This is a genomic window from Granulicatella seriolae (assembly GCF_024543085.1).
Taxonomy (GTDB): domain Bacteria; phylum Bacillota; class Bacilli; order Lactobacillales; family Aerococcaceae; genus Granulicatella; species Granulicatella seriolae.
In genome coordinates, this window is record NZ_JANHNZ010000002.1 from 157,317 (window position 1) to 169,577 (window position 12,261).

Sequence of the window (12,261 nt, forward strand, 5' to 3'; positions counted from 1 at the left end):
ATGAGGGGCATAGCCAGACTAATTTTTGCCCTACGTTTACTTATCCTGTATTATTAGTATAGTAGATATTGCTTTAATACTAATTGCAAGTCATTGTCACACGAAACATATGGAGGAAACTATGAAAAAAATATTATCTTGTCTTTTCGCCCAGATTACTTTAGGCCTATACTTTATGGAATAAAAAAATACGAGTATCGACGACTATTTTGCGACGAACCCGTTACAGCTTATTTATATCTAACAAAACCAATTAGTCAGTTTATTGGTGTTCTAGAACTTGGCAAACGTATTTCTCCAGAAATGGTTAAATCCCTTTACGATAACGATGAAGAAATCTGTAAAAGAATGGACACAGCTATTGACAATAATGAAAGATCTATTATCCCCATCCATAGTTTTAGCTTATTTAAAGAAACCATAAGAGCTGAAGATTTAAAACATCACGGGATACCATTTACTGTTCCAAGATCCTTTACATACATTGATGGTACCAATCTTCTAGAGTATCTCCGTAGCCTCCCAATATTTAAACAAGAATTTTATCATAGTCATTCTGGCATTTATGAAGACAATATTGGTGTGTCCTGTATCGATATGGAAAAAACAAAAGAATTCAAGGTTTTAGATACTCTCTTTTTAAAAAGTTCAAAATCTAATTTGGTTAAGACTTCCTATTTAAATAAATGACATAACGTGATTGAGTATATTTTTTGTTTTTATCTAATAATCACAAGATAAATTTTATGATTAAAAGGACTAACTCAAGAGCTGAGCAAAAAGTCCCAGCTGCCATTTAAACAAAAGAGTTTGGCGAAAAAGGTTATCAGAAATAACGGTGCAAAGCATAGCTGACGCACAGTGGATGTTTCGGCTTCAGCCGATTACAGCCACGTAGACAGCTAAGCCAGTGAGACCTTGGCTCACGGCGGTGCCACCGTTCTCATTTCTGATAACCTTTTTCGCCAAACTCTTTTGTGATTTAAAAAAATAGATATTAATCATTATGGACTTTCTGCTCAGCCCCGGCACCACCGTCCTCATTTCCGACAGAAGGGCTAGAAACTCTTTTTAACTTCTCTATCATTTTGAAATTTTTTAGAAAGTCCTACCCATTCTCCAACTCCCTAATCACCCGATGCGTATCCTTAACATAAGCAACGGATTCCTTATAGTGCTTGGACATATAGTAATAAAAAAGCACATCAATGGTAATAAATTGCGAGTGCAGTGAACTGGTTGCCGCACTTCGGATGACACTCTCGTTGGACTTGACCGTTTGTAGACTATAGTCTGCCTCATTGGACAAGGCATTATGCCCAAACTGCGTAATGGCAACCGTTTTGAGCCCCCTGCTCTTAGCTAACTTCAACACTTGAACAACTTCTTTGGTATTGCCCGAATTAGAAATACCAATAAAGATAGCTTGGTCTGATTTGCTAGCCAAAGTTGTAGCTAAAACATGCGTATCCTGTAGGCAAATGGTAATCTTCCCAACCCGGTTCCATTTTTGAGCAATATTCTCAGCTACTAAATAAGACGCTCCCACACCAAACACATAAATAATTGAAGCCCTCTCAATTAAGTTGACTACTTCTTCAATAATTTGGTCTGACAAAAAATTAATGGTATCATTCATCAATTGACTAGCACTGAGCAAAAGCTTTTCTTTGATACTGCCTAGAGACTCATTTGGAAGAATATCGGTAGTGGCTAACTCCTCTTTTGACAAAGAAGATGCCAACTGCACTTTCAGTTGTGGGAAACTTGAAACTTGTAAAGACTGCAAAAACCGCATGACGGATGTCGAGCTAGAATTGGCACTTTTTGCTAGTTCTTGAACGGTCATACCTGTTACTTCAACTGGATTATCCAAAATATATTGGGCAATCACTCGCTGAGAATTGGGTAATTCATCCAATAGACTTCTAATTCTTCTTAACATATCACTATTCATACATCTGATCCCTCACCTTTACTAATAGGTAATACTGCCTAGAGGAACAAACTTGTTGGCTCCTGTTGCACTCGGCACATTACCAGCAAGCCCCTGCAAGGTTTGATTGCCCAAAACAGCCATGGCAATCGCTTCTTTCGCATCGGATGAATAACCAATATCCTCTTGTTTACATACTACCACATTAGGAAGCTCTTGTTGTAGATAATTTAACAAAGTTTCATTATAAGAACCACCACCACCCACTACCAGACTAGCTCCCTCCTCAACTATTCCTTGTAAATGGTAGCCAATACAATAAGCCGTAAAATAAGTGACCGTTGCAATAAAGTCATTTGCCTTAAGAAAAGGAAATTCGAACAACAGCTCTTCAACATAAGCCTGCCCAAACTCTTCTCGACCTGTCGTTTTGGGTAAAGCTTTTTTCAGATAAGGATGGGCCTTCAATCGCTCTAGCAATTCTTGATTGATAGTTCCCTTAGCGGCGTAAGCACCACCTTTGTCATAAGCTTCCTGATAAAAATGCTGGCACAAACTATCTATCATCATATTTCCTGGACCGGTATCAAAAGCTTGAATAGCATCCATTTCCCCGCCAGCTGGCAAAATAGTCACATTGCCAATGCCACCGATGTTTTGCAAACATACCATGCGATTCGCTTGTCGATAGAGCAAGTACTCACTGTAGGGAACAATTGGAGCCCCTTGACCACCTACTGCCATATCTCTGGAACGAAAATCAGAAACAATAATTGTGCCCAAACGTTCCGCTAGCACAGCTGGATTGCCTATCTGCAAGGTAGAAGCCACCAGATGATCGGAGGCAAATGGCTGGTGGTAAATAGTTTGCCCGTGTGAAGCTACAAAGGTTAAGTCTTGGCTTTTTATCTCTTCCAATTGACACGCATCTTGCACCACTTGGGCAAACAATTCAGCTAGCTCAACCGATAAACTACAAATTTCATCCACTCTAGAACTTCTTGGATCGCATTGCTTCATAATCTTTGCTTTCATGTCAATTGGCATGAGTTGAGACAAAAAACGTAAAAGCTTTATTTCTGTCTCCAAGCCACTCCCCACAATATCAAGGATGGCGACATCAATGCCATCAAGAGATGTCCCCGACATGATTCCTGCAGCTAAGACCATCTCAACTCCTCCTAAACACTACTTGTTTTGTATTTTCTTTAATTCATTAATTTCATTTTGCATATCAATCAACTGCTCGATTAAGGCCTTTTCCGCCATGGCAGTCATCAATTGGTCTTGCGCATGAATCAATAAGAGTGTTGGTTGGATACCTTCTTCTCCTTGAAGCTCAGCTTGAACCAATTTTGTCTGGATGTTATGAGCTTTGGTCATTGAGTCATGACTCTCTTGCAACAAGGCAGTCACTTCCTCTTTAGGCGCTTGGGCTCTCACGGATTCAAGAGCTTGATAGGCCTTAGCACGTGCCTCGCCACCGTAACTAATGATTTCAAAGATTAATTGTTCAAGGTTCATCCTACTTCTCATTCCCTTCAATAAATTTGAATTTTTGCCAAGGTTTAATCTTATCTAGCAAGACCAATTCTTCCGGTCTAATATGACCAACGACATTGGTTCTACCAGAATTTTCCATGTCCTTTAGAGCGATTTGTAATTCACCAGCGTAATGTTCATAGAGAGAGGTTTCAATCAAGATATCTCCCCGTTTAATAGCAGGAGTATTGAAAGGGTTAAAGTCCTCTCCCCTGTATTTAACCCGACTTTGTGTCGAACGAATCATATAGTCGGAAACATCCCCACGGTTAAAATGAAATTCTTCTAGAACAATCTTCTTCTCCAAATCAGGAATGCCATCTACTAATGAACATTCCAAACTTAAACAGTAAGGGTCAATTTGACTTAACGCTTTCAATTCTTCTTCACTGGCAAATGAGTTGGCAATGATAACATCATCGATGAGCTCACTAGCCCATAAATCTTTAGCTTGTGTTACGATATCCCACTGACGATGGATTTCTAAGGTACAAAGCCCTTCTTCGACTTTCCAAGGGCCAATAGAAGCAGATGGCGAATTGATAAAAGCTGCGGTTCGGATACCCTTGTCCTTAAAATTCTTTGAAGTTTCTACAAAATGTTTCTCACTTAACCCACTATAACGATGTGGGTAAAAATTATGGCAACCAATTAAAAGATCCTTATTGGCTTGGTAAGAAAGAATATTGTCTAAATACCTAGTCCCCGAACTAATATTAAGTTCAATTAAAAGACCTTGAGGATTAAAAGTCATGATAGACTCTTCGCTTCCAGTGAAACCCATATCCAAACGAATACCATCTGCCCCAAGCTCTTTAAAGAAAGACAAGTCTTGGTAACTAACACCTAGCTCTCCAAATACCTTAGGGCTTACATCTGCAATAACCTCCATCTTGTGTTCCTTGGCCATTTCAATGACTTGAGTAAATTCATCCAGAATCTTTTCTTTGTCCCCTTCAACCGATAACAAGCAGGTGAAGATTCTTGAGAATCCATATGTTGCAGCAGTTTTAATGTAGTTTTTTATGTCATCCACATCACTATGATTGGGATAAACTGAAATACCTAATTTTCTCATTTATTTTGTCCTTTCTTGGTAGAGATTGACAACAGCTTTTGTGTGGTCAGAAATATCCGAAAGCTTAAACCTTAGCTGTGGATATGTATGAAGTAAGTCTTGCTTAAGTGTTTCTCTTACTGTTTGTGAGTGAATCAAAACCGAACCGGTTAAGCCAACAAGACTGATTTCTGTGTCCTGTGATTTTGCCGCAAAATCAATGGCTCGACTAGTTTGTTTTGCTAGAGCACGGCCTGCTTTCACTAGAATTTCTTGTGCTAATAACGATTGATCTGCATAACTATCAACCAATTGGGCCAAACTGGCAATTTGCCTTTTGTTCATCATCTGTACCTGTTTTATGATATCCGCTACAGAATGACTCTTCAGATGCTTGCTTAATGTTTCTAACATGACATCCTTCACATTGCTACATTCCTCATGCTTTGCCAATGTTTTAAGAGCTTCTAAACCAATGTGGTAGGCAGAACCATCATCGCAAAGAATCTGTCCCCAACCTCCAAAATAAGAAAAAGCTCTCTCTGTTTTAAGCAAAGTTACTGACCCCGTCCCAGCCAGAGTCAAAACACCCTCACTAACACCGTCTAAAATAGCGTAATAAGCCAGTTCAATATCACTAACCAAGTCAAACGGAATAGCAAACTGCGATAAATAGTCTTCAATTTCTTGACGTTTTTGACTAGCTCTTAAGCCCGCAATTCCTATCAGGATCAGACTACAATTCTCTGCTGGATACTTTTGAAAGATAGTAGCCAAGGCTGCTTTAATAGTTTGCATACCATTTTCATAATCAACATAGACATTGGCAGGCCCTACAATTATCTGCTCTAAAAGATGCCCATCCACCTTATAAAGGCTCACTATAGTTTTGGTTCCTCCTGCATCAATTCCTAATAAGTAGTTCATTTTTTATCACTCTTCTTATGTTTCAGGCTCACCATACCGGGATACTGATTCTTTTCTAATAACTGTCTGGATTTGTCAAAGAAAACTACTGCACTAGCGCCCCCAATGATGAATAGGCTATACAAAATTGGTAAACTAATCTCATCAAAAAGAGCTACTGGAATAAAAATAATTAAAAAGGCTGCGAAACCAAAGATCCATCTTGAAATCTGTATTTGCCTTTTATTCATCCAGTTATTAGCAAGTAGACCTAATACCAAGGCAACTATACATATCACAATTCCTACAATATAATCCATACTCATGGTAAGACCTCCTTTTATAGTTTAACTTAAGAAAAACAGCACCTATCAAGCAATTTATATATCATTTTAATGAACCAGCTGATAGATGCTGTTAATTTGAAAAAGCTTAGGCCGTTTGGCTAGCTGTGGTCTCTTCCTCAAGCATCTTCTTGTCATATACCTTAATAAATGGATAGTAGATTAATCCACCAATCAGAACATTGACCAAGACCAATACAATGGCACGCCAATCGTTACCAGTTGCCAAAAATGCACCAATTGGAGCAGGCAAGGTCCAGGTGGCATTGACGACCAGTCCGTTGACCAAACCAAGAGATACCGCAAAGTAGGCTGTTGCAGTTGTAATAAGAGGTACCAAAATAAATGGAATAGCCAAAACAGGGTTCATGATCAATGGAATCCCGAAGATTAGTGGCTCATTGATATTGAAGATACCTGGTACAATGGAGAAGCGTCCCACTTGTTTGAGGTAGGAAGATTTTGACATTAATAAAAGTAAACAAAGGGACAAGGTTGCACCAGATCCACCGATATAGACAAACCATTGATAAAACTGTTCTGGAGTGACATAAGGTAGTTGCGTAGCTGGCGTTCCAGAAGCTAGTGCCGCAACGTTTTCATCCAGCATCAAGAGCCACATTGGACGAACAATCGAACCAATAACGCTCATACCGTGAACACCGGCAGCCCATAACAAATGGATAAAGAGAACTGGTATCATGGCTCCAAAAACATTGTTCCCCAGTAGGTTAGTGATTGGTGTAAAGATGGAAACCAAGAGCAGATTAATATCAAATTCTAAAATAACACGAATAAACCAAAAAGCTGATAGAATAATGGTTCCCGGAATTAAAGCTTCAAAACTACGAGCTACAGATTCTGGCACCTGTTCTGGCATCCGAATGGTCCAATTCTTGGATTTAAACAGACGAAGAACTTCTACTGCAAAGATCATGGAAAGAATCCCTGAGAACATCCCTTGTCCACCGAGATAGCCCATTGGAAGTACCCAACCTAAAGGTGTTGACCCTTCCACTAACATAGGTGTTACATTAATCGGTATGGTTAAGGTAAGAAAAGCCGCAAGAGAAAGTACCCCACCGGTAATGCCATCTAACTTATAAGATCTAGCCAAACTATAACCCATACCATAGGTAGCATAAATGGTCATCAGCCCCATAGTGACACGGTATGGCAGCATTAATTTTGGTACTAAAGGAGCTACCCACTCAGCATAGCCCGGAATAGGCAGTTGAGCGATAATTAAAAATAAGCTCCCAATCAAGATTAGGGAAAGTGTCGAGATTACCCCTTCACGAATCGCTTTTAAATGCTTTTGCTCCGCCAAACTTGCCATGGGTGGCATGAGCGTATTTTCAATCCAATCTAAAAATCGTTTCATTCTATTACCCTCCTCTATTGAATTATTGGTAAGTCTTTAAAGTTTCAAATGTTTTTGCAGCGCCAAAAGGTGTGTAGCCTGTTGGTTCAATCAACATTAATTTGGTATTAGTGTTCTTTGCATATTCTTCGAAACGCTTGATTAGGTGTTTTACTTGAGGGGCTACCAATAAGACATCATAGTCAACATTGCTTAATTCATCTTCAACCTCACCAGTCCCAACTGCATCAATCTCTAAGTCAAATCCTTGTTTTTCAGCTTCCTGTCTAAGTGCTTTAACAACAATGGTGGATGACATGCCACCTGAACAAACCATTAATGCTTTCATTGTTTCGCCTCCATATTTTCTTCTATTATTGGTCTAATAAATCCTTGATTTTTTTGTAATTGTGCTCGTGCCTCTTCTAAGCTCATGCCTGTTAAAATTCGTATAATAGCAACCTTTGTTTCTCTTCCTGAAGACTCAAAATATTCTTGTGCAACAGCTTGACTACAGTTGGTGGCAGCTTGAATGATACCAATAGCGCGTGCCAATAATTTTTCATTGGTCGCCGTAACATCAACCATCAAGTTTTCGTAAGCTTTCCCCATTCGAACCATGCTTGCTGTGGAAATCATATTGAGCACCATTTTCTGACCTGTTCCAGCTTTTAGTCGGGTAGACCCGCTCAACACTTCTGGACCTAGGGATAGCTCGATCGGATACATGGCTTCTTTTGAGATTAAACTGTTCTTGTTGCAGGACAAGGAGCCTGTTTTAGCACCAATCGATTGGGCATAGCGCAATCCCCCGATGACATATGGCGTGCGACCACTTGCCGCAATGCCGATGACCATGTCTTTGTCCGTCAGTTCAATAGCTTTCAAATCTTCCACAGCCAACTCAAAGGAGTCCTCTGCTCCTTCACGTGCCTTAACAAATGCTCCTCGACCACCAGCTATAATCCCTTGAAACACTTGGTCGGACACACCAAACGTTGGGACAACTTCAACGGCATCCAGAAGCCCTAAGCGTCCACTAGTTCCAGCACCAATATAAATAATCCTCCCTTCTTCTTTTAATTGTTGGACCACTTGATGGATCAAACGATTGATGTCTGGCAGCTCTTTTTTGATAGATTCAGCAACTGTTGCATCCTCTTCATTCATCAAAGCAGTAATTTCCTCAACGGTCATACGGTCTAGAAAAGCACTCCGTTTAAGTCGTTGTTCAGTTATCAAATTTTGCACATTTTCACCTCCGATACTTAATCTAATATAAGTATACGCTTTCTGGAATAAAGTTTCAAATTTATTGTGTTGATTTTGGAATTTAATTCCTGTTTTGGTTGCAAAAAAAGTAAGAACTCCTCTTTCTCCAACAAATTGATTTTCATCTAATTAATTGGAACAGTAATAGTTCTTACCTTAAATCATTTTATTTGAATAGTTTATTCCCCGAAGCACTATATAGCCTCTTATGGTCTTTAATACCGGCTAAACGGAAGTGGCTAGAATCTGGTCGGTCAGTAAAATCTTGTTCTTGGTCGGTAACTTGAATGGTGTCTGCAAACATGGTTTCATATTCTTCTACACTTAGGGCTTGTCGTTGTTCCAACAAGTCTTTATGCATTTCTTGATTCAAGTGCTCCTGGAACCCTTCCACTAATTGCCCACTAAAGAATTCTCCCACAGCACCTGAGCCATAGCTAAAGAAACCAATCCGGTCTCCGACGCTTAGACTTTGGCTATTTTCTAAGAGGGAGATTAAGCTTAGGAAGAGTGAGCCTGTATAGATGTTTCCCACAAGCCGGTTGTAGATTGTTCCTTCTTGGTAGCGTGCCAATAACCTGTCTTGAACGGCAGCGTCTTCCTCTTCCAAGAGAGGTTTTAATGCCTTTAAACCCATCTTGCTGTATGGTAGATGGAAACATAAAGCTGCATAGTCCTTGAAATCCAATCCCGTTTTCTCTTTGTAGTCCGTCCAAACTTGCTCAAAGAAACGGATATACTGCTCATTAGAGTATTTGCCATCCACGTATGGGTAAGCGGCATAAGTCGGTCTCCAAAAATCCATGACATCATCTGTGAAAAAGCTGGTTGCATTGTCCAAACTGATTAGTTTTGGATTTGCACTAACTAAAATGGCAACGGCACCCGCTCCTTGAGTTGGCTCCCCACCGCTATTGAGTCCGTATTTGGCAATATCACTGGCAATCACTAGAACTTTTGAGTCTGGATTGAGCATGATATGTCCTTTGGCTAACTGCAAGGCTGCTGTCGCTCCGTAACAAGCGTGCTTAATCTCGGCTGCTCTTACTCGGTTGGATAATCCTAATAGGTTTTGTAAGTAAACCGCAGCGGATTTTGAGTGGTCGATCCCTGTTTCGGTTCCGAAAAGAATCATATCAATAGCTGACTTGTCTTCCTCTGTTAGCATGGTCTGCGCAGCATTTGCTGCCATCGAAACGATATCTTGCGTGATTGGTACGAGCGCCATTTGCGTTTGACCAATCCCTATTGTATATTTTGCTGGTTCTACGCCTCTTGCCTCAGCTAAGGTTTCCATATCTAAAGCATAAGGCGGTGTGTAAAATCCAAGTTTATCAATCCCAATTATCATTGATTTCTCCTTTTAACAATGTTGTCTATTACAGCAATTCGTATAAGATCTTGTTTAGCATGTTAATAGTAGCAAATTACTAGCCTTTCCTCAAATGAATTCCACCAAGTTTAAGGCTTTTATAAAGATTCTTATCAACTTTTTAATCATTAATTAATACCCAGCAAGCCTAAACTAAAGTACAATAGAATGTGCTAAGTAGAAAAATATTTTTAATGAGTTGTTTTGATATACCATAACCAGTAGAAAAAAGGAGTCTTGTTATGAAAAATGAAGTTGTTATTGTTGCTGCAGCACGTACAGCAATTGGAAAATTTGGAGGAAGTTTAAACGATATTTCAGCGGTGGAACTTGGGCGTACCGTCACTCGTTCACTTTTAGATAAAACTGGTCTTGATGCTAGCCAAGTAAACCAAACTATTTTTGGTATGGTCTTGCAAGCTGGCAATGGCCAAAATCCCGCACGTCAGATTGCTTTAGGTGCTGGAATTCCTGTTACAAGCCCTGCCATGACCGTCAATGAAGTTTGTGGTTCAGGTATGAAATCTATTCAACTAGCTTGCCAAGCTATTCTTTTAGGTGATGCTGACGTTGTTGTTGCTGGTGGAAGTGAAAGCATGTCGCAAGCACCTCACCTCAGTTACCAACGTTGGGGCAATAAGGCAGGAAATATCACATTGATTGACTCCCTTTTCCACGATGGACTAACCGATGCCTTTTCTGGCCAAGCAATGGGGGTAACAGCTGAGAATGTCGCCAATGCCTACCATATCAATCGACAAGAACAAGATGAGTTTGCTAACTCGTCCCAAACAAAAGCCACTAAAGCTCAAGAAGCTGGCTATTTTGAAGATGAAATTGTCCCCGTTGAAATTCCCGGAAAACGTGGGCAAGCTAGTACCTTTTTTGCTAGTGATGAAGGCATTCGTTCCAATACGAACTTGGAATCCTTAGCCAAATTACGAACCGTTTTTCAAACAGATGGCTCTGTTACTGCGGGCAATTCCTCAACTATCAACGATGGTGCAGCTGCAGTCTTATTAATGAGCCGTGAAAAAGCAGAAGAACTAGGCTTAAAGGTTTTAGCACGAATCACAGGCTATTCCGAAGTAGCTATCGAACCTGACATCATGGGCGTAGCACCAGTAAAAGCCATCCAAACATTGCTTACCAAAACCCAACAAGACCAATCAGATATCGATTTATGGGAAATCAACGAAGCATTTGCATCACAAAGTTTAGCGGTCATCAAGGACCTACATTTGGATCCAGCAACCGTCAATATTACCGGTGGAGCTATCGCATTAGGCCATCCAATCGGCGCTTCGGGGACTCGTATTTTAGTTACCTTAGTCCACCAACTACATCGCCTTGGAAAAAAACAAGGAGTAGCCTCCCTATGTGTCGGCGGCGGAATGGGACTTGCTGTAGGGATTGAAGTAGACTAGTTTTAAATTCTGAGCTTTTTTAAATGACGAAAAGGGCTGGGCAAAAAGTCCAGGATGCTATACAAACAAAAGAGTTTTGCGAAAACCTTATCAGAAATAACGGTGTAAAGCATAGCTGGCGCACAGTGGATGTTTGGCGCTTTCGCCAATTACAGCCACGTAGACAGCTAATCCAGTGAGACCAAGGCTCACTGCGGTGCCACCGTCCTCATTTCTGATAAGGTTTTCGCAAAACTCTTTTGTGATTAAAAATAACTATTAATCATTATGGACTTTTTGCCCAGCTCCTCAAACTAATCCTCATCCTTAATATCAATATCTTCAGGAATAGGCTCTTCTAAGTAGCGCTGATAAGCTTCTAACTCCTTTTCCCTCTGCTCAAGAAAAAGCTTAAACTGCTGGTCATTAATTAAAAGCTCATCATCAATACGAACTGTACGAATTTGCTTTTCACGAATCAATCTTAATATGGTTGCTTGGTCCACTTGCAGATAGTCGGCAGTTGCCTCAACAGATAAGTACATCAGATTTCCTCATTTCTACAAATCAACATAAATTGGTGGATGGTTTAGTTTGTCTAACACACGTAAAAAATCTGTGAAAGCAATATTTAGAGTCGTGGTATTGACAAATGGATGAAACCCTACCGTCAAAGTTCGGTCAACCTCTGTATCAATCACCACTTGAACCTTGTTTTCCTTATCAAAAAGCAAACCAAACGGCGTAATAAAACCCGGTTTGGCGTGAAGTAAGTTCTCCACTTCTTGGGGATTGGCAAAAGACAAACGATTCTTTTCCAACCTCTCAGCCATACGTTTTAAATCCGCCTGTTTTTCATCGCGTAAAATAACCAAATAGATTTCTCTAGATTTTTTTGTTTTTAAGACCAAGTTTTTTACCTGTTGACCTGGTAGTTGAAAGTCTAAGCCCTGAACAGAAGTGATGGGGATATGGTCCAATCGTTCATAAGGGATATCCAACTCACTCAATAGCTGATAAGCAATGTCTTCACTTGGGTAGTCCATGTCACACACTTCCTTTT

General features: G+C 40.1%; 14 protein-coding genes. 2 read left to right on the forward strand and 12 right to left on the reverse strand.

From position 1 onward, the window contains the following. The first annotated feature begins 93 nt into the window (after positions 1–93). A complete protein-coding gene (locus tag NPA36_RS02980) occupies positions 94–690 on the forward strand; it encodes a hypothetical protein (RefSeq protein WP_256944620.1) in 597 nt (198 codons plus the stop codon). A gap of 418 nt (positions 691–1,108) precedes the next feature. On the opposite strand, the gene NPA36_RS02985 is transcribed toward NPA36_RS02980, so the two are convergent. The 10 genes from NPA36_RS02985 to NPA36_RS03030 form a co-directional block, all read right to left on the reverse strand. Next, positions 1,109–1,957 carry a MurR/RpiR family transcriptional regulator gene (locus NPA36_RS02985; RefSeq protein WP_256944621.1) on the reverse strand — a complete coding sequence of 283 codons (849 nt, stop codon included), beginning with the start codon at positions 1,955–1,957 and terminating at the stop codon, positions 1,109–1,111. Positions 1,958–1,978: 21 nt separating this feature from the next. After that, positions 1,979–3,106 carry an anhydro-N-acetylmuramic acid kinase AnmK gene (gene anmK, locus NPA36_RS02990; RefSeq protein WP_256944622.1) on the reverse strand — a complete coding sequence of 376 codons (1,128 nt, stop codon included), beginning with the start codon at positions 3,104–3,106 and terminating at the stop codon, positions 1,979–1,981. An 18-nt stretch (positions 3,107–3,124) separates the two neighbouring features. Next, a complete protein-coding gene (locus tag NPA36_RS02995; RefSeq protein WP_256944623.1) occupies positions 3,125–3,460 on the reverse strand; it encodes a PTS lactose/cellobiose transporter subunit IIA in 336 nt (111 codons plus the stop codon). Position 3,461: 1 nt separating this feature from the next. Continuing rightward, positions 3,462–4,556 carry a DUF871 domain-containing protein gene (locus NPA36_RS03000; RefSeq protein ID WP_256944624.1) on the reverse strand — a complete coding sequence of 365 codons (1,095 nt, stop codon included), beginning with the start codon at positions 4,554–4,556 and terminating at the stop codon, positions 3,462–3,464. Further along, positions 4,557–5,462 (reverse strand): BadF/BadG/BcrA/BcrD ATPase family protein, encoded by a 906-nt coding sequence (locus tag NPA36_RS03005; RefSeq protein ID WP_256944625.1) that lies wholly within the window; start codon positions 5,460–5,462, stop codon positions 4,557–4,559. Further along, positions 5,459–5,767 carry a hypothetical protein gene (locus NPA36_RS03010; RefSeq protein ID WP_256944626.1) on the reverse strand — a complete coding sequence of 103 codons (309 nt, stop codon included), beginning with the start codon at positions 5,765–5,767 and terminating at the stop codon, positions 5,459–5,461. The genes NPA36_RS03005 and NPA36_RS03010 overlap by 4 nt, the downstream gene beginning before the upstream one ends. A 106-nt stretch (positions 5,768–5,873) precedes the next feature. Then, the gene (locus NPA36_RS03015; protein WP_256944627.1) at positions 5,874–7,169 is read right to left on the reverse strand and encodes a PTS sugar transporter subunit IIC; all 1,296 of its coding nucleotides are present in this window, start codon (positions 7,167–7,169) and stop codon (positions 5,874–5,876) included. Between the two features lie 22 nt (positions 7,170–7,191). Then, positions 7,192–7,497: a PTS sugar transporter subunit IIB gene (locus NPA36_RS03020; RefSeq protein ID WP_256944628.1), complete on the reverse strand. Its 306-nt coding sequence runs from the start codon at positions 7,495–7,497 to the stop codon at positions 7,192–7,194. Continuing rightward, positions 7,494–8,399, reverse strand: a complete 906-nt coding sequence (murQ, locus tag NPA36_RS03025; protein ID WP_256944629.1) for an N-acetylmuramic acid 6-phosphate etherase — start codon at positions 8,397–8,399, stop codon at positions 7,494–7,496. Before murQ ends, NPA36_RS03020 begins: the two co-directional genes overlap by 4 nt. 187 nt (positions 8,400–8,586) lie before the next feature. Further along, on the reverse strand, positions 8,587–9,771 hold the full coding sequence (locus tag NPA36_RS03030) for a hydroxymethylglutaryl-CoA synthase (protein ID WP_256944630.1): 1,185 nt from the start codon (positions 9,769–9,771) through the stop codon (positions 8,587–8,589). 263 nt (positions 9,772–10,034) lie between these two features. On the opposite strand from NPA36_RS03030, the gene NPA36_RS03035 reads away from it, so the two are divergent. Next, positions 10,035–11,219: an acetyl-CoA C-acetyltransferase gene (locus NPA36_RS03035; RefSeq protein WP_256944631.1), complete on the forward strand. Its 1,185-nt coding sequence runs from the start codon at positions 10,035–10,037 to the stop codon at positions 11,217–11,219. A 293-nt stretch (positions 11,220–11,512) separates the two neighbouring features. Here the strand turns inward: NPA36_RS03035 and NPA36_RS03040 are convergent, their stop codons facing one another. Together NPA36_RS03040 and NPA36_RS03045 are read right to left on the reverse strand one after the other, a co-directional pair. Continuing rightward, positions 11,513–11,743 carry a helix-turn-helix domain-containing protein gene (locus NPA36_RS03040; protein ID WP_256944632.1) on the reverse strand — a complete coding sequence of 77 codons (231 nt, stop codon included), beginning with the start codon at positions 11,741–11,743 and terminating at the stop codon, positions 11,513–11,515. Positions 11,744–11,758: 15 nt separating this feature from the next. Then, the gene (locus NPA36_RS03045; protein WP_256944633.1) at positions 11,759–12,244 is read right to left on the reverse strand and encodes a YbaK/EbsC family protein; all 486 of its coding nucleotides are present in this window, start codon (positions 12,242–12,244) and stop codon (positions 11,759–11,761) included. Between the last annotated feature and the right edge of the window lie 17 nt (positions 12,245–12,261).